Source organism: Achromobacter sp. 01N37, from assembly GCF_056399725.1.
Genome location: NZ_JBFTRX010000002.1, coordinates 242314 through 269311, shown reverse-complemented (window position 1 = coordinate 269311; position 26998 = coordinate 242314). Strand labels below are relative to the sequence as shown.

The following is a 26998-nucleotide window of genomic DNA, read 5'->3' as shown; positions in this document are numbered from 1 at the left end:
CTATTCCTGCGGCTCGGCACTATCCGCGGCCAGTTCCGCCGCCGTGGCCGCCGCCGGCGTTGCCCTGAACGACACGCCCAGCCGGTTGAACGCGTTCATCAGCCCAATCGCATACGTCAGATCCGCCAGCTCCTTGTCGGTGAACTCGGCGGCGGCCGCCGCGTAGTCCTCGTCCGGCACGCCGGTCTCGGACACGCGGGTCACGCTTTCAGCCCAGGCCAGCGCCGTGCGTTCGCGGCGGCTGAACACGGCGCCGGCCTCATGCCATACGGGCACCAGCACCAGCTTGTCGATGGCGACGCCCTGCTTGACCAGGTCGCGCGAGTGCATGTCGATGCAATAGGCGCAGCCGTTGATCTGCGACACCCGAAGAAAGACAAGATCAATCAGCGTCTTCGGCAAGCCGCAGCGCTGAAGGTAAACGTATACCCCGCCAAAGGCCTTGTAACCGTCGGGCGAAGCGTGGGCGTAATCGAGGCGGGGAGCGCTCATGATGGGTCCTGGATAGAGAAGATCAGAACCGCTATCGTGCGCCTTCTTGGCCTAGCGCGATAGAGCCATAAACCGCCATATCGACTAGGTCATGACGGCGCGCCGCACAGCCTGCGCCAGACGGCGTTGCCCTCACGAATCTGCCGGCGCACGGGGGCCGGCGTATCGTCAACCTGCTGTGCATCATCGAAATAAATCGGGCGCGTATGCTCGCAGTATTCAACGCCCACCCGGGCCGGCGCCACGCACCCAGTCGCGCTTAAGCTCAGCAGCAATGGCAGCGTCATCCATGCGAGCCGTTTGATCTTGCACATCTCGTGCCTCCTGCCGGGCGTGATCCGCCTGCTGGTTGATGCGCGCATCGCGCTGCTCGCGTTCGGCCGCGCGGCCAGCGCCGCGTCCACGCAAGTAAGCCAGTACCAATAACGCGATGGCCCCGAAAGCGACCAGCACCATCTTGTTGAATCGCTCAAGCCATGTGCGCATGAAGGCTTTCCTCTGCCAGGCGGGCTTGGGCATACAACGCCGCCCACGTGTGCGAATGCGGCTTGCCCGGGCGCCAGGTCCGCAAGTACAGCGCCCACGCGCCGTCGACATCACCGGGCGCCGGCAAGCGCAAAGGGTCCGTCCAGAGCAACAGACGCGCGAAGCCTGCGGCCAGCACATCGTCCGTTTCCAGCGCGGAGTAGACGGATGCGGATAGCGGGGGCACGTTGCGGGCGGCGCACAGGTTATGCGCGGCATCGCGGCTGGACGGGTGCGTCAGCACGCCCAGTACCCCACCGTTTTTTTCGAACTGCCAGAACCCGCGTGCGGGGCCGTTGATCTGGCGGCGATGTTGGAAACGGCTTTCTTGAAGGCCGATGGCAAGCAAGAGGATACGGGCCGCGGGGGAGGTCATGGCGGACGGCAGGAAAGTGAGCGCGGGGGAGATGGTGGTGTGGATGAGGGTGTCAAGGTTCATGGTTGTCTTTTCGCCCCTAGCGCATCACGCCGCGCTGCAATCGTTGAAGTCATCGTTATGGATTCCTTATATGTTTGGCGGTCACAGAGGCCACATAAAATGCTGCGGAGGCAGCAAGGGCCGCATCGCCCGCGCTGGCCCAACCGACCAAGAAGATGCGGCAGGCTGCGCCGGTCGCAGTCAACCCGACCAATGCCAGGCCGATGCGCTCTAGCAAGGTGTCTTTGATCGACTTGGAAAGAACGGCCAGCGCCGCCCCGCCTGCCACGATCAGCCAGCAAACGAATGCCAGGACGGCCCACAACGTGAGGTAGACGGTGCTGTCCATGTCATATCCTGTGGTTGTCTTCCGGTGCACGAGCGGAAGGCCGGCCCCGTACGCGGTCTATGACCGCCTGCCACATGTCCGGTATGGGAAACGCTTGCACGGCTTCCCACGCCCGCGACACAACCGCCATGCCGAACATGCCGACCAGAAATCCCGTGAGTCCCTCGGGAATCCCCAGCACCGCAGACAGATAGGGCGCGGCGTAATACGCGCCAAGCGATCCGCTGATTGCCATGCTGATTCGCGCCGTCCACGATCCATGCAGATAGCGCATGGACACCGCCGCACCCAGTACACCAGCGAACTTCGCCGCCAAGGCGTCGAAATCTTGGAGGTTCATTCGCATCCCCTAAAGACAATGAAAAGCCCGCTAGTGCGGGCCGGTAAAAACACGAAACGCTGATTTGCGCTACAACTCGGGCCTTTTGCCTCATGAAACCTTGGTCCCGCCGTCAGCCCCGCCGCAAATCCACGCCCACCTTGGCTGAAGCGCTGACGCGCTATCTGGCCGAGGTTTCGTCCACAAAGAAGGGCCACGCGGCAGAACAGTCCATCGCGCGCGTCTGGCGCGCTACGCGCCTGGCCATCAGGCCGGTTGACCGGATTCGCAGCTCAGACTTAACCGAACTGCGAGACGAGTGGTTAAAGGACAGAGCCCCCGCCACCGTCGTGCGGCGAATGGCCTTTCTATCCCACGTGTACACGGTGATCCGGAAAGATTGGGGCTTCGACCAGTTGGCCAATCCGGTGCAGCTGGTGCGCCGGCCAGCAGTGGACGACGCGCGCGACCGCCGGCTGTTCGACCGCATCACGTTGCGCGGCGTCTCCGACGACGACTGCCCCCGTAAAGAACTGGAGTGGATCATCCGCGCCACCCGGTCGGCCGAGCTACCCACCATCCTCACCGTCGCCAAAGAAACCGGCATGCGCCGGTCCGAGGTGGTCGGCATCTTGCGTGAGCATCTGGACCTTATGCACGGAGTGGTGCACCTGCCCCATACGAAAAACGGGCGCGCGCGAAACGTTCCGCTGACTCCGCGCGCACGAGAGGCTCTGCGGCGCTGGGTCACCGGCAAACCCCTACGGGGCCGCATCTTCAAAATGCAACCGGGTTCAGTCACGCGCGCGTTCATTCGGGCGCGGCGGCGCGCTCGTTTGAGCTATGAACGGATGTGCCGCCAATATGGCCGTAGGCCGAATGGGGCATATTTCCGTGACCTACGGTTTCATGACCTTCGGCACGAAGGCACCTCGCAGCTTGCTACGGTGTTCCAGATTCATGAGCTGGCCAAGGTCAACGGCAACGTGGACACCCGGATGCTGCTGCGCTACTACCACCCACACGGCCGAGAGTTAGCCCAGAAGCTGGTGCGCAGCCCACTGGGGCGGCGCCAACTGGAAGAAATGCGCCGTGAGCGCGATATCGAGTCGGAGGCCCTGCCCCTGGCGGCGTAAATCTTACGTCTCGTCCGAATCCACTTCGTCCGGTCGCGGCGGCTCGTCCGCGGTCAGCCATGCCGGCAGCGTACCCCAGCCCGGGTAGCTGACTTTGCCTCCGGCGCCATCATGGTCGGCACCGATTGAATACGGCGTGTCAGTCTCCACCCCCCATAACGGCGTGGTGCGATAGTCGTCGACCATGACCCACGTCTCACCCACGCGGCGCGGCCATTTCCCCGCGGGCGGCGCTGGCGGAGCATCCTCGTATGCGCCGTAGGCGATATTGAATGCGCCGGGCGACAGCGCCAACTCGTTCGCAACGGACGCGTATAGGTAGAGGCCGTCGTCGCCGGTCTGGAAAACTTCCTTCTGCATACTGCTTTCTCCTAAGAAATGAAATTTGCACTGCAAATGCGAGAGCGTTGGGTAGTCGGCAGACAGACGCCATGCAGCGGGTGACCGGCACGCTTACCGATATTGCCGCCGGAGCGAATGGAGGAGCAGGCGGCGTCTTCACCAAGACGCGCGACGTCGGAACGATCTATTCGATCAATCAAGTGGCCGGCTATTTGAGGTTCATGGACGTAGCTATGTCTCTGTCGCCCGGTGCGCGCACGTCGGACGAAACCCGCTCTCTGAATACCGCCTACCACCCGCGTATCCACGCGTAGCGTCTGCCTCACTGCAAATGCGAGACCGCTCGGTAGTCGTCAGGCGCATGCGCTGTTGGACCATGCACATAACGTCCTCGCCTATACGCAACTCGACGGTGCCGGCGGCGCCTTGTCTCGCAACGCGGACGGGCGCGGCACTATGCCAACCGGAGGCGTCGTGTCTGGTGGCGGCTTTACCGAAACTCGGCCCGTGAACGCCGCCTATCACTCCCGAATCCATGCGTGATGTTCCTCTCACTGCAAATGCAAGAGGCATCGGCAGCAAGCAAGTGGGGGCCTATCCCAGCCACTCGCACACCGTCTCTGATCCATGGCACAGCCATGGCGTGAATGACGCGGGGCATGCTCATGTCGGTCCCGGGGGAGCCTATTTCCTTATGTCAGGCGGAGGCACCAACTCATTTAATAACTTCGGGGCCGGTGGCATTGCTAGCGGAACAGCTACAGCAGCCACCGGAATTTCTATCAACTCCGCGCCCACAGGGATTTGGATTAACGCATCCGGTGGGGCGGAAAGCCGCCCTCAGAACGTTGCATTCCACCCGCGAATTCACGCCTAGGTTTATGCATGGATGCGCGGCAGATAGGCGGTGTTTATTGGTCGGGTCTCAGCTCCTCCAGCTGTTGTGGTCAAGCCCCACCCGCCCGTCGCTGCCGAGCTTGCAACGTCAACCAAGCCGCCCGTGCCGACGGTAATGGACCGCGCAGAAAGCTGATGACTGTGCGCGGCAAACGCCTGTACTTGGCGCGAACCGATGCCTCTTGCATTTGCAGTGTCAGCGTCAGTTCCCGTAAATCGGCGGAACATATCGCGCAGATCCGGGACGCGGAACGTATTCGCGTCGAGGTTTACGAAGTAGTGCCCACCCCTGCGCGCTTCCCAATTGGCCTGCGTGAGCACCAGGCCATTTTCCTGCGCGTAACCCCAGAGCGCGGCATAAGCGGACTTCTGCAGGACGCCGCCTACTGCGTCTACTTCGCTCGGGAGTGGCGCCACGGTGTGGCCGTCCAGCGGCCGACCGCAAAGGGGCGAGCGATAGCCGGTAAAGAAGCTTGAGGAAACCCAGATCCAAACTTCCGCAACTTCAGCAACTAGAACCGGGCCGATATTCGTCGTGGGCAAACTGCTCACGGACACGACAGGCACGCGAGTGTCCAGTGCCGACTGTAAGCCGGTCACGCGGGGGATATCTGAACGAGCAAAGGCCAGATTACTGATCGCGGCGGTTTGCGACACCGTCTCAAACGCCGTGACGGGTTCCACCAACCATCCGCTTGCCCACGCCGAGACCGACGCGCCAGAAGAGTTGTACTTGGCCTGTACCTCCGACACGGTCACTGTGGGATAAGACCAGGACTTCGACGTATCGCCGATCCAGATGCAGAGCTTGCCCGCCGCATCCGAGCCGAACCGGACCGGCACGTCCGACACCGGGCTTCCCGCCAGCACCGTCGCCCCGCAACGCCCCCACGCCTTGGTTGTCTGAACATAACCATGGATCAACAGCGACACGGGCGGCACGCCGTCCAGGTACTCGAACAGGTCCACGCGCAAGCGCAGCATCGTGTTCACCCCGACAGCCGCAGCGGGCAGCGTGATCTTCATCGCGCCCGCGACGGTGGCGGTGTGGGTCGAATAGGCGCCGCCATCCGGTAACAGCACATGCGCGGTGCGTCCCGACGACGTGTTCACGCCATACTGCGAGCCGATCGCCGCGCCCGTGCCCAACACCACCGGACCCGTAACCTCGCCGCCCGCCTTCGGCAGTGCCTGAATATCCTCCAGCACCTGCGCCGGCGTGCGCGATACCAGCGCGCCCGTGCCCGCCCCGGTCAAGTACGAGCCTGCGGCAAGCGTCGCCACGCCCGTGCCGCCGCGCGCCACCGGCAAGGTGCCGGCGGTGGCTTTCGACACGTCCAACGCGGTCACGTTAAGCGCGACGTTGCCGGTTCCGTCAAAGCTCACGCCGCCAGCCGTCGCGCCGCCCGTGACAGAGAACAGACGCGTCGTGGCCAGCTTGGTTGCGGTGGCGGCATTACCGACTGCGACCTCGCCGGCTGCCGACACGCGGCCCTTGGCGTCTACGGTGAACGTCGGCACCGCGTTGGCGTTGCCGTAGCTGCCCGCAGTCACGCCGGTGCTGCTCAGCGTCAGGCCCACCGACAAGTTGGCGGAACCGTCGAATGTTCCGGAACCCGTTGCGTCGCCGGTCGCTGCAATGGTGCGCGCCGTGGCCAGCTTCTGCGCGGCGCCTGCGGTCAGCGCGGTGGCCGTGCCCGACAAGCGCGCAACAGGCACCGTGCCGGTCTTCAGGTTGGTGGCGTTCAGGTTCTGCTGCGCGTAGCTCAGTGCGTCGAAGCCCGTGGCCGCCAGCGGACGGCCCGTGACTGCCGCCAGGCCGTCCAGCTGCTTGTACAGCCAGGCCAGGCGTTCATCGGTGGTCTGCTGGACCTTGTTGAACTGTTCGACAGAGGGCGGCACGGAACCGATGTACGACCAACCCGTCTTGTATTGCAGGTCGGTGATGCCCTCGGTCAGGCCGTTTTGCGCCCAGGTCGAGTTGAAAAGGTCGAAAAAAGTAGGGTCTGCCATCAGTAGATTCCTCGCGCCAGCACGCCGACGCCAAAGCCAAAGAAACCTTGCTCGCGAAAGCCGAAAGGCTTGTCGGTCGAGCCGGTAATGAGTTGCACGCCGACACCGGCGGCTTGGGGTACCCACTTGTAGGGGTTGGCCATAAGCGGGTCATTGGGACCGGGAATCCGGCTGACCCAGATGCGGATCTTTGCGTTGCCCGCGTTCTGCACCACGACGCGGCTCACGTCGAAGATCGGTTTGAGCGACGAGGCGATCTCCGGCGTGGTGCCGTGCCCGTTGTTCAGCGCGATCTTCCAGTACAGAAGCTTGCGGTACTCGGCGTCCAGCAAGGACGTCGACCCGGCTACCGTCCGTTCGTTGGCGCGGCGAAAACGGGCGTCGGAGAAGCCTCCGACGTTCGGCTGCCCTTCGAAGCCGAAGAAGCGGATGTAGATCGCTTCATCAATCACGCGGGGCAAGCCCACGATCTCGCCGATGCCATCGAGCTGCTTGCCCACCGCGGTCTCTAGCCACCGGTCCTCGTACAGGGAGCGCAGCGCGCCTTGCAGGCCATCGGCGGGTTTGAGCAGTGCGCGGACCAGCGCCTCCAGCCGCCGCTTGGTCTGGAACTGGCCCAGCCAGTGGCCCCACGCAACTTGCCCATGGTCTTGGTTCAAGTCCATCAGGTCACCTCGATGCGTGACAAGTCGAACGCGGCCACCTGGAAGTCCTGGATCGTCACGTTGGCGGCGCGGTAGTCGGCCGGCGTGGGCGTGAACGCGGGGTTGGTGGAGAACGCCAGCTTCAGATCCACCGACGCCAGGCCAGGCGTGCGATAGATGGCGCCGTAGAGCCGTTGCAGGATGACGTCTTCGCCAATGCTCGACGCGTCGCCCACGGCTGCCAGGTTCTCGGCAATGCGTTGAAAGCCGTCTGGAGGAAATGCCTGCTCAGCCGGCGACAGCAGCGTGGTGGCGCAGCGCACCCACAGGTAGACACGCTCGGGCCGGTCGAAGCGGATCAGGTGGTCCGCGCCGTCCTCATCCTTGACCACCACCTGCTGCTTGCCATGGGTGTCGATGCCGGCGGCCACCACGCGAAAGATCGCGTCGGCCACTTCGTCATCCAGGCCGCCGTCCGCCACCACATGCACACTGTGCGGTGGCCTGCCCAGCGCATCCGGCGTGTCGGTGCTGTTCATGAACACCTTCACGGTGCGCACGCCAGCCACCCGGTCGCGCACATTGGGCGCGATGCTGGGCAGCGTCGCCGCGCCCAACCGGAACAGGCCGGTGGGATATCGCGCACGCAGCTCCGCCGCGTTCTCCGCCAGGCGCCCCGCCACACCCGCTTGCAGGTTGCCCACGGCTTCCCAGCCGTCGATCTGCGTGATGATGCCGTTCAAGTCACCCACCGCCGCGCCTTCCGTCGATGCGCCCAGCGTCACGGCAAGGCCCGGCGAGCCTAAACGGATCAGAGACAAGTTGCCGGACCACGTGAACGCCGCCGCGCTGCGTCCATCCGTATGGATGCGTACCGAGGCGCCATCGCTGGATACGGCCAGGCCGCTAGGCGTCAACGCCGTGACCAGCCCCGCCAGAATCTGAGGCAGGTTCGTCGTCGTGCCCGACGTGTAAGAATATGCCGCACCGTCGATTGACACGATGTAGGCGCTGGATGGCGTAACCGCGGGTTGAAGGATCACGTCCGCCGCGGCGCCGGCCAGGATCTGCGTGGCGCTCGCCAGCGCCCACAGGTTCTGGCTGACGCGATGCCGTACTTGCGCGCCCGCCGGCACCGTCGTGCCCGCCGCGCCATACAGCACCACATAGGCGCGCGAGGGCTCGTCGCGATACCGCGACACGCCAGTAAACGACACCGCGCGATCCAGCGACACCCCCGTCGCCGAGCCGGGGTACATCGCGTAATACACGCCTTCCGCTTGCTCCCACAACGTGGCTTCGCGCTCGGCGAACGTATCGATCAACAGACCGGTAATGCTGTCGGGGCGGGTTTCCACCGCGCCGTTGAAGCCGGCGGACTGCATGCGGGCGCGCAGGTCCGCCACGATCTCCTGGCGGATTTCCGGCAGGCGCGGGCGTACGAACCCGTCCGGTGTGACACCGTAGGCCATAGGTACCTCGAAAAAGGATTGGGGTTAAGACGTGCGCAACTCAACGACTCGTTCGAGCCGTCCTGCTGCTGTGTCCACGTCATAGGTGACACGCAGCACGCGCAATTGGCGTTCAATTTGCAGCTCAAGGCCGCGCACGCGGGCCACATCCGGCACGGCGCGAATGCGCGCGCGGAAGATGGCTTCGATGCTGGCCCGATTCGGCGACTTCACCAGCACGTCATCGAAATACGGCACGCCAAACGTCGTGTCCAGGAACCACTCGCCCAGAAAAGTCAGCAAGGTGGTTTTGATTTGCTGGGCGATGCGTTCGGCGCCGTCCACAAATGAAGTGCGGCCGAGCAGATCCAGGTCCAGATCGTGGTCGGCGGATAGCGCAAGGTCGAGTGCCATCAGACAGGGTTCTCCGTGATGCCGCCCGCATAGGCGTGGCGATGGGTGTCGCCGATGTTCTTGCCGTTGTGCATGATGGCGCCGCCCTCGTACGCCACGCCGCCCCGGATACGCATGGATGCGCCGCCTTCGCCGCCCTCGCCCGCCATGCCTTGCGTGTAGGTCAAGGGGCCGTTCACCGTCACCGGTGTATTGAACGTTGTCTGTTCGGCCTGAACCGTCCAGGTCTTGACCTGAAACGTCAGGTCGCCGGCGGGCGACAGTTTCAACATGCCGGGACCGTACTGGATGCAGACGTTCTGCGTGTCGGCCGCCATCGTGCCGGGCCGCAGCAGCGGCGAGGCGAAGGCGTCCGACAAATCAAATTGGCGCGGATCGTCGGGCGGGCCGTTATCGCCCGCCAGCCAGTTCTCCAGCGCCCGCGCTGAAAACGACAGTTTGATCGCATCGCCCACCTTCAGCGGCACCGAGATCAGCGCACGTGCGCCATTCACATCGCCTACCGGCCAGCACACCGGCACACGCACGATCTGCGGCGGCGGCAAGGTTTCGCCGTTGGCGAGCCGCTTGGCCAACGTCGGCCTGGCCGTCACGAAAACACCGTCATAGGCCACGACTTCGCCAGGAAGCGTCGTATAGACGTCCGACAGCTCCGTCGCGATCAAGCGGCGCACCAGAGTCACTGCTTGGCTCATGTCTTTTCCTTTTTCTTCGGTGGCGCATAGCGGTCGACCAGCCCCAATTCGGTCTGCCAATCGCCACCCTCGCTGTCGCCGGTGTGGTGCACGGTTTCGACGCGTTGCCACGCACCAACCGTGCGGCTCTCGACCTTGACCAGGTCGCCGGGGCTGATGGTCGGCAACAATAGCGACTTCACCTTCCAACCGTCACGCTGTTGCTGGCCGCTTGCCGGCTTGGCGCTGGCGGCCGTTGCCGGTTCAGCGGCCTTCGCCGGCCCTTTCGCTGGCCCTTTCGCTGGCCCTTTCGATGCCGCCTTCTCGGTGGCCGCCTCACGCGTGCGCTCGGGCTGGCCCAGCAGCCCCGTGTCCACTGCCAGCACGACGGCCTGACGCCGCGTGGTGCCCAGCCGTTGCACCACCTGTAGCTGCTGATTCTGAATCGACCACTCCAGCCCGGTGCCCTGCGTCACCTTGTGCAACGCCGTGCGGGCGGCGCCGTAGAAAGCAAACCCTTGCTCCCAGCGGCGGTCAGGCACGTCGTCCGCCATGACGAGCGGCAAGCCCATCTGGCGGGCAATGTCACGGATGATGGCGCTGGCCTGTGCACCCGGCCCCAGGCCGATCGACACCGCCGTGTCGCGCACTTCGATATAGCCGTCCTTGACCGTCAGCTCCGTAATCACATCCGGCTGTTCAAATCGGGTGTAGGCGTACACCACGCTGCCCGAGGCCATCAACAGCGGGCCGCCTTCTTCGGCGTAACCCGCGTACAGCACGCAGCGCAGGTTCGGTTCTTCCAGCGCGCCACGCGTACCCGCCGCCAGGTTGTAGAGCGTGATCTTGGCGTCGTTGGGGGATTCCCCTGCGGTCTTGGCGATGTCGAACGTCAGCCGAATGGGCGGCACGATCTCAAGCGCCTTCTGGCCGCTCTTGCCCACGAGCAAGCGGTAAACCCGATCAAATCTGGCCATCCGCCATCTCCTGCGCATCCACGTAGATCAACGCGACTTCACCTGAGGCCAGCGCCGCGCGGCTGATGGTGTCGCGACGGTCGGGCGCCAGCGCCACCAGTTCGCCAGCCGGCACCGTCAAGTGCCGGTAGCCCGACAGCAACGGCGTACCCGGCAGCACGGCGATGCCCGCCACGACGAGCTCGTTGTAGGCGTTCTCGATGGACAGCGTCCACAGTTCCGCCTCGCTGTTCCAGGACAGCCGCAAGAAGTAGGTCAGGCCGTCCAGATCGACTTCGGTAAGACTGTCGTTCACGTCCGGAATCGGAATTTGGATCATGTCGGGATTTGCCTTGTCGTAAAGATTCCGCCCTGCTGCTTCGGGGTGGCCGGCACGCCGCTGGTCTTGCCGGCGTTCTGTTTTGTCGTGCCAGCCTTGCCCGTGGCGCTGCCCGAGGTTTTCTCGGGGGGAATGTCCGCCTGGCGCAAGGTCACTTTGCGGATGCGCCTGAACGTGGCGGATAGCTCGAAGCGGTCACCGCCGCCATTGCTGCGCCCAATGGAGCAGCTTTCCATCACGAAGTTCTCATAGACATCGAGTCCGGTCGTGATGGTGATGGGCAGGCCGTCTGCGTGGATCTTGCGCAAGGCGTCCTTGGCGCCGATGAGTTTTGACCGGCCCACGTCCGTTGACGCCCCGCCAGAGCCCCCCATGCCACCCAACGCGCCCCGCGCATTCAAGCCGCCCAGCAAGGTGATGTCGGCGGCGGTGACCCATCCGTCGAGCGTCAGCAGTTCCGATTCCTGGACCACGTGGTCCGAAACCGGCGGCCCGTCTTCCACCGCATACGAGGTGGCGCGGCTGTTGAGTGCCGTCTTCTCGCCCACCAACGCATCCAGTGGCAACGCGCCAATGCTGCTGCCGCCATTCCATCCAAAGATCATGGAAACAAAGTTCATTGCTGCTCCTAGGCGACCATCTCGACGGGGGCCGGCAGGTCGAAGGTTCTGCCCACGTCGGAAAGGTTGCGTTGCAAGCCCAAGCCGACGCCCCGCTCAACAGCGCTCCTGACGGCTTGAGGTTCCCCCCCCGTCACGTTGACGACGATGTCGTTGTGGCTCTGGTACGAGAACGGCGCGCGGCCGAGGTTCGACGCGGGGCCGACCACAACCGCAGGCGGCACGACCGGAACGACAGCGCCACTGGCCACGGCCATCCATTCCGGCGCAAGGTCTGGCTTGGCGCCTGCCGCATCCGTCGCGGAGGCTTGCTTGTCAGATTTCGACCCGCCCGGCACCAGGCTCTTAAACCACTCCTTCGCCTTCTGAACCTTATCCAGCACCCACGTTTGAATCGCGGCGCCAATCTCCTTGACCGTGGCGATCATGCGGCCGCCCATGCCTGAGAAGAACGTCCACAAACCGCTGAAGGCGCCCTGCCAATGGGCAATTGCGCCGTCCCAATCGCCCGTGAACGCGGCGACGACGCCGCTGACGAGTTCGCTCCAGAACGCCCAGATCGCCGAGATGTATTCCATCACCGGCCCCAGGAAGGAGTCGTGCGCGATTCCCATCAGCGCGTCCCAAGACGCCGAGATATAGGCCTGGATCTCATCCCAGTTTTCCCAGATCTGCCACAACGCAAGCGCCAGCACACCAATGGCCGAAATGATCCGGCCAATGGGCGTCATGGCAAACGCGTTCCACAGCATCGGGATGACGGACCGCGCGATGTACAGCAACCCGTTCCACAGCATCGGCAGCGCCGTCGTCGCCACCCACATCAGCCCGTTCCACAGCAGCGGGATGATGGTCGTGGCCAGGTACAGGAATGCGTTCCACAGCATGGGAACGGCGATCTTCGCCATGGAGAGGATCACGCTGCCGATGGGCGACAGAATCTGCCACAGTCCATAGGCCAAAATGGCAATGGTTCCAAACTGAGCGATCCACGGCCCCAGCGTCTGCCCGGCGCCTACCAGCAGATCCTTCACAACGCCGAGCACACCCGACACGGCATCCAGCTCATCCTGCCATTGCTCCACGCCACCGATCCAGCCGCCCAGCACGGAGTCGCCCCCGCTCAGCCAATTGGCGATGTCTTCGCCGATCAAGTAGATCGTCATCAGCACCGCGGCCATGCGCAGCATTGGCGCCAGCGTCCGCGTCCACACCGACAGCATCTGCATCGCGCCTGCCGGCCCGCTACGCAGCGCCATCGCGCCATCCAGCCCCAAGGCCACGCGGGTGGCGGCGACCAGAGATCGCAGCAAGCCGCCAGACTGCACGGTGGCTTGGCGGAGCCAGTTGCTCAGCGCCACAAGCCCCAAGCTGGTCCCCGCCAACGCCAGCAGCTTGACGACGGCGTCGATGTTGTCGGCCAGGAATTGAATCGATGCCGTCACCGCCGATAGCGCCGCACGGCCCATCGGCAGCGTCTCGCCAAAATAGCGCTGCATGGCGTCGTTGAACACCGTCATCGCCCCGGTGATGGACGCCGGCGCGCTTTCCGCTTCCGCCCGCATCTTGGGCAACTGCGATTCCAGCGCGGGCAAGGCGCGGGTAGCCGTTACTTGCCCGCCCTGCACCTGCTCGCGCAACTGGCCACGGTTGACGCCCAAGCCCGCGGCCAGCGCATCCTGCATGCGCCGGGGCAAGGCGTTGTATTCCTCCATGCCCAGCTTGCCTTGCTCGATCATCTTCAGCAGCGATGCGACGACTCCGCTACGGTCTTGCGCCGGTGCGCCCGACAAGCTCATGCCCAACGCCACCGCTTCGGTGATGCTGGACGCGTCGATGCTGGAGCGTCCCTGATCTTCCAGGGCCTGCCGAGTGCGTGCATACGTATCGACGGTATCGGCATACGGCGTGCGGCTGGAGCGCGACAAGCGCGCCAGGTCGCGGTCGGCGTCGGACGCCTGCGCGTCCGATCCGGCCGCTTGCCGCAGACGCATCTGCGTCTGCGCCCACGCGTCGATGTCGCTCAAGATGCGCTTCAAGGGCGAACCGCCCAGCGTCAGAGAAACAACGCCTCGCAGGCCGCCAAGCGCCGTGGCGTGTTGCCGCGCGGCCGATACCCCCTGCCGCTGCGACTGAACCATGGCGCCTACCGTCTGCTGCGCATTCATCACCGACGGCAGCGCACCCGCCAAGGCTTGGCTGATGGCCGCGCTGGCCTGAGCGCTTGCTCGCACCATCGAAGAAAACATCGTCTCGAACGCCTGCTGATACGTTCTCAGCCCGGAATCATCCACCTGGTAGCGCAACAGCGTCACCAGTTCTCGTACAACGGTCATCGTTACCTCGCCTTGTTTTCTGCCGCAGCCTGGGCCGCCGCCTGGGCATCCATCAGCGCATTGAGCTTCATGATGTCCAGGAGGTCGACATCGCCGCGTTTAACGGCGTCCAGGCTGACATGGCGGGCCAGGATGGGCCGCCAGATGATCAACTCTCTTTCGAAGCCTGCGTCGAACCGCCCGACAGGCTCGCCAGCTTGGCGCGGGCCGGACCAAAGCGGCCGGCCCAACGCGCCAAAGGGCCGGCGAAGTTGTGCTCAAGGATGTGGAACAAGAGCTCCAGGATTTCGGCATAGTCGCCAAACGCCAGGCCGCGATGCGCCGGCGTCAGCTTCTGGGGCTCGCGGCCCGCGAGCTCGAAGGTGACCAGTTCCGCGTCGATCAGCCGTTCGGCCCAGCTGGCCAGGCTGTCGCCGCCCAGCTTGACCGACAGTTCGCGAAAGGCGTTCAGCATCGCCTTTTCGTCGCGTTCCTGCACCGCGCCGTCACCGCCGAACACGGCGGTCAACATCGAGCCCGCGGCCGGCAGCACTTCCTTTTGCAGGTCGCCCAACAGCTTCAGCTGGCGAAACGGATCAAACCGCGAGACCCGGAAGACCGTCGAACCGATGGTCACTTCCTTGATGGCGCTCATCAGGTGTTGCCTCCGATGACGTTGATGGCAGGACCGGTCTCGATCGACCATTCGCGGCTGCCGACCTTGGCGCCGTAGCCCGCGTCGGGCATCTTGACGATCCACGCCGAGTCGGAGGCGTGCAGCGACGTGCCACGCAAGTCGGTCACCGAGATCGGCACGGCGCCGTTGCCATCCGTAGCGCGGTCGGCCTGATGCAGCGCGGTCAACGCGGCGTTGCTGGCGCTGGTCTGCATCAGCGTCAGCGTGATGCGCAGGCGCGAATCGCGCGACATGGAACGCGCAACTTCGCCATCGACGCCGACGACAGAGGCGATGCCTTCGCCGATTTCGGTCACGGTGACAAAGGTGTCTTCGGCCAGGCCAGAGATGGGCAGCGCGCCCATCACGATCTTCACCTGATTGGGTGCGTAAGTTTTGACGGACATGAGTAGGCCCCGATTACAGTTGTTGGTAGGTGAGGTTGCCCTTGATTTCGGCAACATGGATGGCGCCGGCAAGGCGGGCGCTGAACGTCAGGTCACGCAGAATGCGGTTGGCCTTGTCGTTGGTGGAAACGCTGGCTGCACGCGGCACGTTGATGACAAAGCCGGGAATCTTGCGGCCGGCGTCGTCGATCTCGTCGGGTGCAACCAGGCCACGGCTCTGGCCCAGCAGCAGCGCCTGGCGAATGCCGTTGACCAGGATCTGGATACCGGCGTCGGTGTACGGCACCTTGCCGTTCGCGTTGATCAGCTGCGACGCGACGTTGATCTTCACCTGCTCGGCCAGCCAGTCGCGGCCGCGGATCACGTCGATCCATTCGCCGGCGGCGACCTTGCCGTTCTGCGTCACGGCGAAGTTGCGCATCTGCTCGAACGTGTTGGCGTTCTTGGCGTGCGCGGCCAGCGCCTGGCCTTCAGTCAGGCTGTCATAGGTGACGCCCGACAGACGCGTGTTCGCCCACGTTTCACCGCCCGGATAGAAGGTGAAGCGGTTGGCGGCGACGGCGGCATCCAGCGCTTCGCTGGCAGCTTGGCCGTGATACCAGACGTGCGTGCGGAAGAACTGCTTTTGCTGGCACTGGGACGCGATGTCGCTGGACACGGCGGCATCGATGATGCCGGCCTGTGCGCTGGACACGCCGAACAGGCGCTCGTTCGATTCCACCCATTCGGCGGCATCCAACACGTCAGCTTCGACACGGCTGGCCAACGACACGCCGTACCAGTCACCGTTCTCGCGCAGGCAGGCGTTCAAGGCGGCCGACGGGGTTTCGGTGCTGACCGGTGCGGCCGATTGCACATTGCCCTTCACGGCGATGGCGACGGCCTGGCCGGCCTGGCTGGCGGTCACGGCAACGTCAGCGCCCGTCGCGGTAGCGGTTACCGGCGCATCGGTTTCGGCGATGGCGGCAGCCAGCGCGGTGGCGATCGTCTGCGGGGTGCTCTCGGCCAGACCCGACACGTTCACGTCCACCTTTTGCACGGCGCCAGCGGCATCACGCCACGACAGCGAGACGGCGTAGTCGGCCACAGCGGCACGCGTCACGGAAATGCGCGATGCATCCACTTGACGGCGGCCCACGAAAACGCGAGCGACAGTCGGGATCTGTTTGAAGGCATCGCGCACGGCGATGTACAGAGGATCATTCGGCGACATGCCCAGATCCAGCAGTTCACCCGGCTCGGTCACCACCAAGACGCGGTTGACGGCCAGCGCATGCGCGCCAAGGATCAGGATGTCAGAGAAGTTCTGCTCCTTGATCGCCGTGGTGTTCAGCGAGATCGCCACATTGACGATCCGGTCGATTTTTGCCATTTGCGGCTCCAAAAAAAAAGCCGCCCAAGGGCGGCGGGACTGCGTTAAGAAGACCTGGGGCGCTACGTCGCCTTCTCGGTCTCCGCGGAAAAAGAGGTTTCCAGGGCAGGCATGAGCCCGCCCGTCGTGGTGATCGTGCCGGTCACGGTTTCGATGACACCGACAACATCGGTATAGGTCTGCGCGTAGCGGATGCCCAGCGCAAGCACACCCAGCCGCTCGCTGGAGGCGCCCGCGCTTTCACGCGGCACGCGCTCGATGCGGCCGACTTCAAACAGCGCCAGGCCCAGCGCTTCCGCCTGCTCCTCATAAACGGGATGGCGCAAGGTTAGGCCCATCTTGTCGAGCGCAGCGTAGGCGGCGGCGCCCACGCTGCGCAGTTCGACGGTCGCATCGCGGTGGTCATGCACAGGTTGATTGCCATCGTCGTCAACCGGCCCGGCTTCAGCGGGGCCTGTCTGTACCCAACGCACCGCCATCGCGATGTAGGGCGGTTGCGGACTGGATTGCGCGTCGTCGGACGAGACGACGGGCACACCGCCCGCAGCGGCCGTCACCAACGTAAGAATTGCGTTATCGGGCGTCATGGAAGTCCGGTTTCAGGTCTGAAAAAAACAAAGCCCGCGAACCGTTTAGGTGGGCGGGCTGCATTTCGTGTGGGCGCAATGGCCCGGAGCTATTGTCTCAAATCCGGTCCCAAATGGGCATGGTTTTTATGAAGTGCGTGTCCCAATTCCGACCACGCGTAGGTTGCAGACTTGGTGTTGCCGCCACAGCGCTGCACATGCCCCGCATCCAGCAAGTGGTCCAGCACGCGGCGCGCGCCACGGCGCATGGCTTCTTGCGATGCGGGCGCCAACGGAATGCCGCGGCTGACGTGCCGCAGGATCTCGGCCATTCTGAACTCGCGCCCCGGATATGCCGCCAGCAAATCGATGACTTCGTGCGCGTACTTCATTTGAATGCCCTCCAGACCTGTTGCTTGAAACTGCCCAACGCCACCTTGTAGTAAGGCAGCGTGATACCGATGACGCGGCAGGCCTTGTCCTGACGCAGATGCGCGGGTAGATCGCCGTAGTCGGCGCGCCGCGTGTATTCGGCTTGCACCACACGCCGCTCAACCAGCGGCAGCGCTTCATACAACGCGTCAACCCGGCGCGCCCGTTCATGGTTCACCGGAATTCGCACGGGCTCATCGTCATCGTCGTGGCCGGGCTGCGGCGGGAACTCGCACAAGTCCGGCGCCTCTTGCTCCATGCGGCGAGGCCCCGGCCAATCCCCTTCCCACTGCGACCGCGCCCAATTACGAATTTCGTCTTCCACCCAACGTGGCATCCCTGCTTCCATTTCCGACCTCGTCCCTATTGTGTTTTGACCATCTCGCGTGCGGCGTTCAATGACGGCGCTGTGGTTCATGTGCGCTCCGGATTGGCGCTGTGCTTGGCATGCGTCAACATCTCGGCGATGGCCTTGGTTGGATGCCCGCCCAGCGCGATGCGCGCTTCCCATTTCTCGATCCATTCGCGATGCGAGCGGCTGCGCGGCTGCAGCAGCTTTCCCGCCCCCATCTTTTTCAGCGCCGCTTCGGCTTGCGCGCGCGTGGCCATCGTCTGACCTGGCGCCGGCAGCGCCACGCGCGGCGCGGGGATCTCGGGCCACGTGCCTTTGCTTAATTCCTCGGCCAGCGTCCTTTCCCAACGCGCTTTGATCGCGCCGTAATTGCTGTTCAGCAAATCCACGGTAGAGACGCCCACCGCCGCCCAGTACACGGCAGGATGCGACCAGTTGCCGATCTCGCCACGGCGCCGCGCCGACACGCCGCGCACGGCTTCGTGATAGGCGACCTCAGGCGTCAGCCACGGGCAGCACAGCTTCAAGAATTCCGGCAGCGTCGGCGGCCACTCGCGAGTCAGGCACGCGGTCAGCCCGCGCCTGACATGAGATTCGCTCAAGCCCGCCAGCTTCTGATTCCACGAGTCCTTCAACTCACGCGGCGTCAGTCCTTCCCACTGCTGCGCGAACTTCGCGCCGTACAGCAGATGCATTTCATTGACGACCAGCGCGCCTAGCCCGTTTGACAGTTCGTTTGACGGCCCGTTTTGCAACCCTTTTGACAACCCTTTTGACGCTTCAGCGACTTGCATCAATCACCCCCATGTCGATCTCGCTGCGCGCTCGGCCTTCGGCCAGCACGCTGCGCAATTCCGACGACCAATCCGCCCGTTGCCGCGTCCGTGTGGATGGTGTTTCCCGCTGCACGCTGCGAGGCGGGAACAAGCCCTGATATCCGCTGGCGATGCTATGGGCGATGACGGCGCGGGGTGCGATGCCCTCGGCCTGGTAGCCCGCAAGCTGTTGCAGCTGCCGGCGAGCGCCCTCTTCCGTGATCGGCTTCTTGCGCGCTTTGCGGTCAGCGACCCAGCTGACCCAGTCTTCACGATCCAGCCAGGCGGGCAAGGCAATCGCCGACGCATCGAATCCGGAAGCCCGCTTGCAACGCTTCGTTGAGGGTTCGTCCTGGTTCCTGGTTCCTGGTTCTGGTTCCTGGTTAGTTGGCGCGGTGTTCAACGGCTGTTGAACACTTGAGTCCGGGATACCTTCGCGCGGGCCCTGTTCCTTATCGCAGCGTTGCGCCTGTCGCGCCCGCTTCGCGGCGCTTGCCTTGCCGGCCGCAGACTTTGCTTCTTTGTTGCCGTGATAGCGGGCAATCTCGGCATCGCAGCGCGCGTGGCGCCAGCCGTGCTCCGTGTCCGTGAAGAATTCGTTCAGCACCTGGAAGACGGCGGCCTGCTCCTCATCGGACCGCGCAATCAGCAGCCGGCACAACTTGTCGACGTCGCGAGACAAGGGGGCTTCGGTGTCGTAATAGAGTTCGATCAAATCGCGGTAAACGCTGCGTTCGATGCGCGTGAGATGCCGGGTTGCGCTGTTGAAATCGCCGATGTGATGGGGGTAGTAGTTCATTGCTCCTTTGTCCCTTCGGCCAGCTCCGGCCAGATTCGAATGCAATCGGCGGGACGCAGGTCGCGCCGGGTCACCACGCCGTTCGTGGCTTGCTCGATCAAGGCGCAATGCTTGACCGGAACGGGCCTGCGGCCCGTGCGCCACTGGTAGACCAGCGCGGGGGATACGCCCACGCGCCGGGCGAGCGCCGCAGCGCTCAGCGCTTCATCCCCGTCGAAATAATCATGTAGATTCATCACTAAAACTATAGCGATGCTACAGCTTATAAGCAAGCCATGCTATAGTTTTATTTGAATAGCATTGCTATATGAAAATGTGGACGATTGAAGAGGAAGCCGCCGCCCTGCGCGCACGCTTTGAAGGCGTGAACCGCGCGGCATTCGCTCGCGACCACAATGTGAAGGGCGGGCAGGCGATGATTTATCAGCACATCACAGGCCGCCGTCCCATCGGGATCGAAGCCGCCATGGCCTATGCCGAAGGTTTCGGCTGCACGCTGGCGGCAATCAGCCCGCGCCTGGCCGCCGAGGCCAAAAAGGCGGCATCGCTGTCATCCGCGGCGCCCCTGGCGGCGCCTTCCGCCGACACCGCGTGGCCGTTTCCTTCGATTCCCGCATCGCTCATCAAAGGCTTGGCCGACGACCAGCTCAAACGCCTGGAAGGCGCGCTGCTATTGGCGCTGGGCCAGATGGGCGTCAAGGCCAAGGGATCAGCCGCGCTGTCCACGTCCCCATCCTCCAAACGCGGCGCCGTCATGAACATTGACGCCGTCGCAGATGAATTCCCGATGGCGCCCGTTGGTGCCGCGCCGTGGGAACCCGACGGCCTCACGACCCATCACGCCGACCGGATGCAAGCCTTGCGCATCAGCACGGCCGCCAACGTCGGCCATGTCGCCAACGCCGGCTACTCCGCCAACGACCAGGAATTCATGCCCATCCCCGAGCTGGATGTGCGCCTGGCCGCTGGCCGCCTCGGGATCGAGAACTATCACGAGACCGAGATCGGCGAGATCCTTCTGCGCCGCTCGTTCCTGGAATCGTTCAAGCTGCCCATCAGCCGCATGAAGATCGTCTACGCGCAAGGTGACAGCATGGAGCCCGTCATCCGCAACGGCGGCCCCATGCTGTTCTTTGAAGAGCCCGTGACGGACCCGCGCGAGATCGACCCACGCACGGTCTACGCCATCAACCACGGCGGCAAGATGATCGTGAAGTGCATCGCGCGCGAACGCGAAGGCTCGTGGTTGGCCAAGTCACTGAATCCCGCCTACGCCCCCTTCCCGCTTGAGAAGGAAGATGGATGCGAAGTGCGCATCGTCGGCCGCATTCTGTGGTCGCCGTATGATTTGAGAAACGGGGTGGATGAGCGGTTGTTGTAGGTTGGAACGGTTTAACCCGCGCTCCCACAAGGTTCATCCGAATAAGTGGGAATTGCCGCAGCCGGTGACTCAGCGTAAGACGGGTTGAGATGGGGCGTCGGCATGGTGGCGCGCTATTTGATCTGCCCGAACGCCCACTTGATATATGCGGCGGCGACGCTCGCCCCATAGACATCCAAAACTCGGTCCACGTTGGCCTTCTCCGGCCAAGAAACGTACCGCGTAGCAACCTTGCTACCGTCCTTGATCTGAGCCAGTATTTTCGCGCTTACCTGAGGAGGGAATACGGCATCGTTCGACGAAAACACCTGCCCATTTTCAACGCGGATCGACACGCTACTTCCGGGGTAGCGTTGCTCCATGATGGCGACGACAAATCCGAGCTCTTTAGTGTAGAAAATCGTCAGACTTTCCTTTGTCGCTTTGCAAGTCACGCGATCAGTCATCACATCTTTCTTGCAGGACAAGTGCCAGTTCTTTGCATATTCAGATGACGATTGAATGTCATTGGCCTGAGTACCCGCGCTAGTACCGCTAGCATCCGAGAGGTGGAACTCGTATTTGATGCCGTTCATTGTCCCTTCTTCGACGGTGGTCAGCTGCTTATTGAATACGCGGGATTCTTTTCTTGAAGTTGGGCTGAACGTCGAGTCCACCGAAATGACGTCCGAATGCGCATGCGCCAATGTCGAAATGCAAACTGCCGCCAACGTTGCCAAAGACTGGATAGCGAACCTATTCACGATATCTCCTCAGAAATGACGTGGGATGGTAGCGCAAAGCGGTTAAAAGTTCATTCCGATCACGAGAGTTCGAAGTGCAGTTTGCGGCATCTCCAGCGCTAAAATCGGCGACCCAGATTGGGTAGTCTCGACGAAATCTCAGACGGGTCGGCATAACTGCGGACCCTGACCGACCCATCCGGGAAACGAGCGACGACATCAAACTTATATCGGCCTATACCCGTAGAGGGTATAAGCGAAGACGCAATGTGAAGGTCAAGCCAACGTTCTAAAAAATTAGAACTGTGCGATTTATTAGAATTATTCAGATCGCACAAAAGAAAAAAGCCGCTCTAGGCGGCTTTCTTCTAACAAATTCTTTGGGGTGGCTGATGGGGCTCGAACCCACGACAACTGGAATCACAATCCAGGACTCTACCAACTGAGCTACAGCCACCTCTGGTACTGCTTCAAGCGGTACTTTCGTACCGCCTCCTTCTTCACCGCCGCGCTTCAGAAAGAAGCTCAACAACGAAGAGGCCGAACTATAGCACATTTTTTTGACCTGTCAAAAGCCCTGCCCCTAATTTTGCTTGCCTGACTTCGCCAGCTTGCTATCCTTCCGCTTGGCTCACCTTTGGAGGCCGGCTTTTTTGCCATAGCTATGGATCGCCTACACGCATTTTTGATCGATTACTGGCCTCATATCGTGTTCGCCATCAGCATCGTGGCGGGGTCGGGCGCGGCGGTGCATGCCGCGATGACCAAGCAGGATGTGCGCGCCGCCATCGGCTGGGTGGGGGTCGCGTTGTTCTCGCCGCTGTTTGGCGCGCTGTTTTATTTTGTGGCGGGGATCAACCGTATCCGCAAGACACGCGTATCGCAGCTGCGCGATGAAGCCATGGTGGTGGATGCCGAGCAAGTTGAAACGCGGCCCGTGGATGTTGCGCCGATCTCGGGGCCGCAGTTCGCGTCGCTGAAGGTGCTGGGCGACCGGGTCAGCCGGTTCCGTTTGCTGGGCGGCAATGCCGTGCAGCCGCTGGCGGGGGGGGATGAAACCTATCCGGCCATGCTGAAGGCCATTCGCGATGCGCGTCATGCCATCGCGATGCAAAGCTACATCTTCGACAACGATGCCATCGGCCGTGAACTGGCAGAGGCGCTGATCGAAGCGCACGCGCGCGGCGTACAGGTGCGGGTGTTGATTGACGCCATTGGCTCCAAGTATTCACGCCCGCCCATCGTGCGTATGCTCGCGCGCGGCGGTGTGCCCGTGGCGCGCTTCATGACGAATCCGCTGGGCGTGCTGCGCATGCCGTATGCCAATCTGCGTAGCCACCGCAAGGTGCTGGTGATCGATGGGCGCGTGGGTTTCACCGGCGGCATGAACGTGCGGGCGGCCTTTGTCAGCGCGTTGTCGGGGGATGCCACCAACCGCGACACGCACTTTCGGGTGGAAGGGCCGATCGTGACGCAGCTGATGTCGGTGTTTGCGCATGACTGGAACTTCACCACGCACGAATCGTTGCCCGCCAAGCCCTGGTTTGATCCGCACGCCTTGCCGCCTACGGGCAACGTGCCGGTGCGCTGCGTGCCGTCCGGGCCGGACCGTGCGCTGGGCAGTTCGCACAATATGCTGCTGGGCGCGCTGGCGGTGGCACAGCGCCATGTCCGCATTCAGTCGCCCTACTTCCTGCCCGACCAGACGCTGATTGGGGCGCTGGCCACCGCCGCGCGGCGCGGCATCGTGGTCGATATCGTCATTCCGGACAAGAACAACTTACGGCTGGTGGACTACGCCATGTCGGCGCAGCTGGACCAGGTCGTGCGCACGGGCTGCCGCGTGTGGCGCGCGTTGGGCGCGTTTGATCACTCCAAGTTGATGACGGTGGACGACGCGTGGGCCTACGCCGGTTCGTCGAACCTGGACCCGCGCAGCTTGCGGCTGAACTTCGAGTTGGACATCGAGATCTACGACCCAACGGTCGCCTGCTGGATTGGCGACCAGATCGACGGGCGCATCGCGCACGCCAAGCGCGAGACGCTGGAAACGCTGACGCAGACGCCGTTTGCCAAACGGCTGCGCAACAAGATCATCTGGCTGGCGACGCCCTATCTGTAAGGGGGCCAGCGATGGCTGAGTTGCCCTTCGCCAGCAGCGGCCGATGACAGCCGCCCAGCGGCTCAGCCGTCGGACGCCGGCACGGCCGCGTGGCGGACGGCGAACACCGCGTTGGCTTTCAACATCACCCGGCCAGCTGCCTTGAGCAGACAAGTCGCGTAGATCAGCCTCTTGCCCTGCTTGTCCACCTGCACATGCGCTTCGAGCCAGTCGCCGGGCTGCACGGCGTTCAGGTATTCCACCGACATCTGCACCGTTACGATCGACACGTGCGCCTGTTGCGCGATGGTGTAGCCCAGCGCGCTGTCGGCAAGTGTGGCGAGCAGGCCGCCATGCGCCATGCCGTGCATGTTCGTATGCGGCTCGCCGACGCGCAGCGCCATGACGCCGTCTGCATCGCGCCGGTAAAAGGCGCCCAAGTCCGCCAGGTGCGTCATGAAGGGGCTGCTGGGGGTCCAGCGTTCAAAGCCCTCGGGGATGGAATCTGTCATGGCCTGGAAATTAGAAAAGTCCGATAGTGGATGATCGAAAGTACCCCAAAGCGCAAACCATTGGGCATCCCCGGCTGCAAGAGGTGACCGCACAGCGAACGAAGCGGTCATTTGCCCGGCGCGGGGGCCCGCCCCCCTGAGGCCTTCGTATCGTCCGACTTCTGAGAGTAAGATTTACGGCACAACAAACACCTACACATGGCAGGAGCAGTGGAAGATGGCGAAAGTCGGCATGGTTGGAATCGGCCTCATGGGCCACGGCATTGCAAGCAATTTGGTGAAGCATGGTCATAGCCTGACCGTGCTGGAGCACCCGGGCAATCAGCCCCTGGATGCCTTGAAGGCCGCGGGCGCAGCCAGCGTGACCACAGGCGCCGCGTTGGCCGCGCAAGCGGATGTGATCATTCTGTGTGTGACGGGCAGCCCGCAAGTCGAGGCCGTGCTGCTGTCCGAAGGCGGCGTGCTGGAAGGCTTGCGCGCAGGCACCGTCATCATCGATTGCTCGACCGCGATCCCGTCGTCGACCGTGAAGGTGGCGCAGGCCGTGACGGAATCCGGCGGCCGCTTCCTGGACGCGCCGATGACGCGCACGCCCAAGGAAGCCGCCGAAGGCCGGTTGAATCTGCTGGTGGGCGGTGACGCCGCCCTGTTCGAAGAGTGCAAGCCGATCCTGGCCTGCTTCGCCGAGAACATCACGCATGCCGGCCCCGTGGGCGCCGGGCACCGCATGAAGCTGCTGCACAACTACGTGTCGCTGGGTGTTGTCGCCCTGCTGTCCGAAGCGGCGGCGTGCGCCCTGCGTTCCGACATTGATCCGGCGGTGTTCGCCGATGTGCTCAGCAAGGGCGGCGGTGGCGGCGTAGCGCTGGAACGCATCAAGCCCTATCTGCTTGAACAGGACCCGTCGTCGTTGCGCTTTTTCATGTCGAACGCGCAGAAGGACCTGTCCTACTACAACACCATGGCGGCCGAAGCCGGCGCCGTGCGCGAAATCGGCGCGGCCGTGCAGCACACGTTCGACCAGGCCGTGACGCAAGGCGGCGGTGACCGCTATGTGCCTGAGCTGGTGTCGTTGCTGAAAGACCGCTAAGGCGCCCGCAACGCGTTAACGACTGACGGCTGCCGGCGCCCGCACCAATCCGCGGCCCGGCAGCCGCAGCGAAATCGCTGCAGCCAGCAACAGCAACACGCCCGCCGATCCGAAGGCGACCCAATGCGTGTGGAACGTGTCGAAGGCCCAGCCGCCCAGCCACGAACTGATCATGCCGCCGACCTGATGGCCCAGATACGTCAGCCCGTACAGCACGCCGACCAGCCGGATACCGTAAACGTCCGCCAGAATCGCCGAGGACAAGGCGATGCTGCCCGCCCACACGATGCCGCCGATGGTGGCCGCGGCGTAGAGCTCCCAGTGCGCACCCACCATGACCAGCGCGAAGAATCCCAAGCCGCGCACCAGATAGATGGCGGCCAGGATGTTGCGCCGTTCGACCTGGTCCGACATGCGCCCCAGCACCAGCGTGCTGAAGATGGCGACCAAGCCAATCAAACCGATACCCAGCGAGCTCGTCGTGGCGTCAAAGCCGTGGTCCATCAGCATCGGCATGCCGTGCGTGCCCAGCAGGTTCATGCTGTAGCCACAGGCGAACAGACCCAGCGCCACCTGCCAGAACGGCAGCGTGCGCAAGGCATTGCGCACGTTGGGCGCGGGTCCCTTTGCTGCGGGCTTGGCGGCAGACTTGCCTTCGATGATCTGGTGCGGCAGCAAGTCGGTGTGCTCGGGTGCGGTGTCGCGCATCACGAAGAGCGCGACGGGCACCGTCAGCAAGGCGAACAGCACCGAGAAGGCCAGCAGCGTTTCCTTCCAGCCCACTGCGGCGATGGCGAACGTCAAGGTCGGCGTCATCAGCGCGATGCCCGCCATCGAACCCGTGGACAGAAAGAACAGCGCCATGCCGCGCTGGCGCGTGAACCAGCGGCTGATCACCGGGGTCAGCGCAACGGGGCTGGTGAAGGCCAGGCCGACTGATAGCGCCACGCCGAACGACAGCAAGAATTCAATGGGGCCGCGCGCGAATACTGTCCATAGCGAAGACGCCACAACGATGGCAGTGCCGGTCAACAGCACGAAGCGCGTGCCGCGCGTGCTGACCAGGTACCCCGCCAGCGGCATGGCCAGGCCGTAGCACAGCATGCCCACCGCGACGATGCCCGACAGCAGGCTGCGCGAAAATCCCAGCCCGTCCGCCATGGGCAGGAAAAACGGCCCGATGCCCATGCGCAGGCCAACCGTCAACAGGGTGAGTACCGCGGCGGCGCCGACGATGTTCCAGCCGAAATACCAGCCGCCCGACTCTTGCTTGTCCAAGTCCTTCTCCTCGATGTCTTCTTATGGCCGCTTGCGCGCCAAGGCTTACAGACACCGCAGGGAAGGCGCGGAGAGGCTCCGCTATCGACACGGGTGGGAAGGGCGAGGCGTGGATCGGCGTGTTCTTGCCAGCGGCCATCGGCCGTCCGGACGCGTCATATTACTCCTGGCTATAAAGCTTGCGCCCGCCAGAAATTAAAAACTGTCCGATCTCCGGGCAATCTCGCAAGCCGACGCGCCAGGCGATCTCGCAGGCCCGTGCGCCGAGGGATCTCGCAGGCCGCCGGGCCGGGCACTCACGCACGCCGCCGCGCCGGCCCCTTCGGCGCAGCACGTTGCGCACGAAGCGCAGCACGTTGCGCGCGAAGCACAGCACGTTGCGCGCGAAGCGCAGGCGCGTCTCGCCGTCATTGAAGCAGGCATACGGCTGGGCACTGCTGTAGATCGCGAAGTCATCCGTGCCCCACCCGTGTGAGCGACGCCCGACCATTCCAGGCGTAATATGCCGCCGATGCCGTAGGCCATTTCGTGCCACCCATCAGGATCGGTGCGGCCACCTATTGTTCGCCCGGCGCCACGGTCCAGATCCA

General features: G+C 63.6%; 34 protein-coding genes and 1 tRNA gene. 5 read left to right on the top strand and 30 right to left on the bottom strand.

Annotated elements, in window-relative coordinates; all coding sequences use genetic code 11:
* The 5 genes from AC1DSJ_RS04440 to AC1DSJ_RS04420 all read right to left on the bottom strand — a co-directional run bounded on the left by AC1DSJ_RS04440 (window position 1) and on the right by AC1DSJ_RS04420 (window position 2124).
* On the bottom strand, window positions 1-492 hold the full coding sequence (locus AC1DSJ_RS04440; protein ID WP_054426639.1) for a carboxymuconolactone decarboxylase family protein: 492 nt from the start codon (window positions 490-492) through the stop codon (window positions 1-3).
* 219 nt (window positions 493-711) lie between these two features.
* Window positions 712-978, bottom strand: a complete 267-nt coding sequence (locus tag AC1DSJ_RS04435) for a hypothetical protein (protein ID WP_441371466.1) — start codon at window positions 976-978, stop codon at window positions 712-714.
* Window positions 962-1456 (bottom strand): hypothetical protein, encoded by a 495-nt coding sequence (locus AC1DSJ_RS04430; protein ID WP_441371465.1) that lies wholly within the window; start codon window positions 1454-1456, stop codon window positions 962-964. Before AC1DSJ_RS04430 ends, AC1DSJ_RS04435 begins: the two co-directional genes overlap by 17 nt.
* Before the next feature lie 55 nt (window positions 1457-1511).
* Window positions 1512-1784, bottom strand: a complete 273-nt coding sequence (locus tag AC1DSJ_RS04425) for a hypothetical protein (RefSeq protein WP_054426642.1) — start codon at window positions 1782-1784, stop codon at window positions 1512-1514.
* 1 nt (window position 1785) lies between these two features.
* Window positions 1786-2124: a hypothetical protein gene (locus tag AC1DSJ_RS04420; protein WP_054426643.1), complete on the bottom strand. Its 339-nt coding sequence runs from the start codon at window positions 2122-2124 to the stop codon at window positions 1786-1788.
* Window positions 2125-2216: 92 nt separating this feature from the next.
* On the opposite strand from AC1DSJ_RS04420, the gene AC1DSJ_RS04415 reads away from it, so the two are divergent.
* The gene (locus tag AC1DSJ_RS04415; protein WP_054426644.1) at window positions 2217-3239 is read left to right on the top strand and encodes a tyrosine-type recombinase/integrase; all 1023 of its coding nucleotides are present in this window, start codon (window positions 2217-2219) and stop codon (window positions 3237-3239) included.
* Between the two features lie 3 nt (window positions 3240-3242).
* Here the strand turns inward: AC1DSJ_RS04415 and AC1DSJ_RS04410 are convergent, their stop codons facing one another.
* Window positions 3243-3599, bottom strand: a complete 357-nt coding sequence (locus AC1DSJ_RS04410) for a phage tail protein (protein ID WP_441371464.1) — start codon at window positions 3597-3599, stop codon at window positions 3243-3245.
* A gap of 71 nt (window positions 3600-3670) precedes the next feature.
* Between AC1DSJ_RS04410 and AC1DSJ_RS04405 the strand changes: the two genes are divergently transcribed.
* Window positions 3671-3895 carry a hypothetical protein gene (locus AC1DSJ_RS04405; RefSeq protein ID WP_441371463.1) on the top strand — a complete coding sequence of 75 codons (225 nt, stop codon included), beginning with the start codon at window positions 3671-3673 and terminating at the stop codon, window positions 3893-3895.
* Between the two features lie 565 nt (window positions 3896-4460).
* On the opposite strand, the gene AC1DSJ_RS04400 is transcribed toward AC1DSJ_RS04405, so the two are convergent.
* The 19 genes from AC1DSJ_RS04400 to AC1DSJ_RS04310 form a co-directional block, all read right to left on the bottom strand.
* Window positions 4461-6491, bottom strand: coding sequence for a hypothetical protein (locus AC1DSJ_RS04400; RefSeq protein ID WP_476760269.1), 2031 nt, complete (start codon window positions 6489-6491; stop codon window positions 4461-4463).
* The gene (locus AC1DSJ_RS04395; protein ID WP_054426726.1) at window positions 6491-7156 is read right to left on the bottom strand and encodes a baseplate wedge 1 family protein; all 666 of its coding nucleotides are present in this window, start codon (window positions 7154-7156) and stop codon (window positions 6491-6493) included. The genes AC1DSJ_RS04400 and AC1DSJ_RS04395 overlap by 1 nt, the downstream gene beginning before the upstream one ends.
* A complete protein-coding gene (locus AC1DSJ_RS04390; protein WP_441371825.1) occupies window positions 7156-8607 on the bottom strand; it encodes a hypothetical protein in 1452 nt (483 codons plus the stop codon). Before AC1DSJ_RS04390 ends, AC1DSJ_RS04395 begins: the two co-directional genes overlap by 1 nt.
* A 24-nt stretch (window positions 8608-8631) precedes the next feature.
* Window positions 8632-9000 (bottom strand): contractile injection system sheath initiator, encoded by a 369-nt coding sequence (locus AC1DSJ_RS04385; protein WP_175172115.1) that lies wholly within the window; start codon window positions 8998-9000, stop codon window positions 8632-8634.
* The gene (locus AC1DSJ_RS04380) at window positions 9000-9695 is read right to left on the bottom strand and encodes a Gp138 family membrane-puncturing spike protein (RefSeq protein ID WP_441371824.1); all 696 of its coding nucleotides are present in this window, start codon (window positions 9693-9695) and stop codon (window positions 9000-9002) included. The genes AC1DSJ_RS04385 and AC1DSJ_RS04380 overlap by 1 nt, the downstream gene beginning before the upstream one ends.
* On the bottom strand, window positions 9692-10651 hold the full coding sequence (locus AC1DSJ_RS04375; RefSeq protein ID WP_441371823.1) for a phage protein: 960 nt from the start codon (window positions 10649-10651) through the stop codon (window positions 9692-9694). Before AC1DSJ_RS04375 ends, AC1DSJ_RS04380 begins: the two co-directional genes overlap by 4 nt.
* On the bottom strand, window positions 10638-10970 hold the full coding sequence (locus AC1DSJ_RS04370; RefSeq protein ID WP_054426721.1) for a phage baseplate plug family protein: 333 nt from the start codon (window positions 10968-10970) through the stop codon (window positions 10638-10640). The genes AC1DSJ_RS04375 and AC1DSJ_RS04370 overlap by 14 nt, the downstream gene beginning before the upstream one ends.
* Window positions 10967-11590, bottom strand: coding sequence for a phage baseplate protein (locus AC1DSJ_RS04365; RefSeq protein ID WP_441371822.1), 624 nt, complete (start codon window positions 11588-11590; stop codon window positions 10967-10969). The genes AC1DSJ_RS04370 and AC1DSJ_RS04365 overlap by 4 nt, the downstream gene beginning before the upstream one ends.
* Before the next feature lie 8 nt (window positions 11591-11598).
* Window positions 11599-13926, bottom strand: a complete 2328-nt coding sequence (locus tag AC1DSJ_RS04360) for a tape measure protein (RefSeq protein WP_441371821.1) — start codon at window positions 13924-13926, stop codon at window positions 11599-11601.
* A gap of 2 nt (window positions 13927-13928) precedes the next feature.
* Entirely contained in the window at window positions 13929-14078 is a 150-nt protein-coding gene (locus AC1DSJ_RS04355; protein ID WP_181953216.1) for a hypothetical protein, read from the bottom strand.
* Window positions 14075-14560, bottom strand: a complete 486-nt coding sequence (locus AC1DSJ_RS04350) for a phage tail assembly chaperone (RefSeq protein WP_441371820.1) — start codon at window positions 14558-14560, stop codon at window positions 14075-14077. Before AC1DSJ_RS04350 ends, AC1DSJ_RS04355 begins: the two co-directional genes overlap by 4 nt.
* Window positions 14560-14988, bottom strand: a complete 429-nt coding sequence (locus tag AC1DSJ_RS04345; protein ID WP_054426717.1) for a phage structural protein — start codon at window positions 14986-14988, stop codon at window positions 14560-14562. The genes AC1DSJ_RS04350 and AC1DSJ_RS04345 overlap by 1 nt, the downstream gene beginning before the upstream one ends.
* 13 nt (window positions 14989-15001) lie before the next feature.
* Complete coding sequence (locus AC1DSJ_RS04340) at window positions 15002-16360, bottom strand: DUF3383 family protein (RefSeq protein WP_441371819.1); 1359 nt, start codon at window positions 16358-16360, stop codon at window positions 15002-15004.
* 62 nt (window positions 16361-16422) lie between these two features.
* The gene (locus tag AC1DSJ_RS04335; RefSeq protein ID WP_427945845.1) at window positions 16423-16947 is read right to left on the bottom strand and encodes a phage neck terminator protein; all 525 of its coding nucleotides are present in this window, start codon (window positions 16945-16947) and stop codon (window positions 16423-16425) included.
* Between the two features lie 89 nt (window positions 16948-17036).
* Complete coding sequence (locus AC1DSJ_RS04330; protein WP_054426714.1) at window positions 17037-17318, bottom strand: hypothetical protein; 282 nt, start codon at window positions 17316-17318, stop codon at window positions 17037-17039.
* Complete coding sequence (locus AC1DSJ_RS04325; RefSeq protein WP_441371818.1) at window positions 17315-17695, bottom strand: hypothetical protein; 381 nt, start codon at window positions 17693-17695, stop codon at window positions 17315-17317. Before AC1DSJ_RS04325 ends, AC1DSJ_RS04330 begins: the two co-directional genes overlap by 4 nt.
* 77 nt (window positions 17696-17772) lie before the next feature.
* A complete protein-coding gene (locus AC1DSJ_RS04320) occupies window positions 17773-18504 on the bottom strand; it encodes a hypothetical protein (RefSeq protein ID WP_441371817.1) in 732 nt (243 codons plus the stop codon).
* Window positions 18491-19369 (bottom strand): YdaU family protein, encoded by an 879-nt coding sequence (locus AC1DSJ_RS04315; RefSeq protein ID WP_441371816.1) that lies wholly within the window; start codon window positions 19367-19369, stop codon window positions 18491-18493. The genes AC1DSJ_RS04320 and AC1DSJ_RS04315 overlap by 14 nt, the downstream gene beginning before the upstream one ends.
* Window positions 19321-19560: a transcriptional regulator gene (locus tag AC1DSJ_RS04310; RefSeq protein WP_441371815.1), complete on the bottom strand. Its 240-nt coding sequence runs from the start codon at window positions 19558-19560 to the stop codon at window positions 19321-19323. The genes AC1DSJ_RS04315 and AC1DSJ_RS04310 overlap by 49 nt, the downstream gene beginning before the upstream one ends.
* A 71-nt stretch (window positions 19561-19631) precedes the next feature.
* Here AC1DSJ_RS04310 and AC1DSJ_RS04305 point away from each other — a divergent pair, with 71 nt between their 5' ends.
* Window positions 19632-20705, top strand: a complete 1074-nt coding sequence (locus AC1DSJ_RS04305) for a S24 family peptidase (protein ID WP_441371814.1) — start codon at window positions 19632-19634, stop codon at window positions 20703-20705.
* A gap of 113 nt (window positions 20706-20818) precedes the next feature.
* On the opposite strand, the gene AC1DSJ_RS04300 is transcribed toward AC1DSJ_RS04305, so the two are convergent.
* Together AC1DSJ_RS04300 and AC1DSJ_RS04295 are read right to left on the bottom strand one after the other, a co-directional pair.
* Entirely contained in the window at window positions 20819-21448 is a 630-nt protein-coding gene (locus tag AC1DSJ_RS04300; protein WP_441371813.1) for a hypothetical protein, read from the bottom strand.
* A gap of 360 nt (window positions 21449-21808) precedes the next feature.
* A tRNA-His gene (locus AC1DSJ_RS04295) sits at window positions 21809-21884 on the bottom strand.
* Window positions 21885-22091: 207 nt separating this feature from the next.
* Here AC1DSJ_RS04295 and cls point away from each other — a divergent pair.
* On the top strand, window positions 22092-23549 hold the full coding sequence (gene cls, locus AC1DSJ_RS04290) for a cardiolipin synthase (protein ID WP_175171210.1): 1458 nt from the start codon (window positions 22092-22094) through the stop codon (window positions 23547-23549).
* A gap of 62 nt (window positions 23550-23611) precedes the next feature.
* On the opposite strand, the gene AC1DSJ_RS04285 is transcribed toward cls, so the two are convergent.
* Window positions 23612-24040 carry a PaaI family thioesterase gene (locus AC1DSJ_RS04285; protein ID WP_441371812.1) on the bottom strand — a complete coding sequence of 143 codons (429 nt, stop codon included), beginning with the start codon at window positions 24038-24040 and terminating at the stop codon, window positions 23612-23614.
* Between the two features lie 217 nt (window positions 24041-24257).
* Here AC1DSJ_RS04285 and AC1DSJ_RS04280 point away from each other — a divergent pair, with 217 nt between their 5' ends.
* Entirely contained in the window at window positions 24258-25130 is an 873-nt protein-coding gene (locus AC1DSJ_RS04280) for an NAD(P)-dependent oxidoreductase (RefSeq protein WP_175171208.1), read from the top strand.
* A gap of 15 nt (window positions 25131-25145) precedes the next feature.
* On the opposite strand, the gene AC1DSJ_RS04275 is transcribed toward AC1DSJ_RS04280, so the two are convergent.
* Both AC1DSJ_RS04275 and AC1DSJ_RS04270 read right to left on the bottom strand, forming a co-directional pair.
* Window positions 25146-26408: an MFS transporter gene (locus AC1DSJ_RS04275; protein ID WP_054427791.1), complete on the bottom strand. Its 1263-nt coding sequence runs from the start codon at window positions 26406-26408 to the stop codon at window positions 25146-25148.
* A gap of 160 nt (window positions 26409-26568) precedes the next feature.
* Window positions 26569-26898, bottom strand: coding sequence for a hypothetical protein (locus tag AC1DSJ_RS04270; RefSeq protein WP_441371811.1), 330 nt, complete (start codon window positions 26896-26898; stop codon window positions 26569-26571).
* Between the last annotated feature and the right edge of the window lie 100 nt (window positions 26899-26998).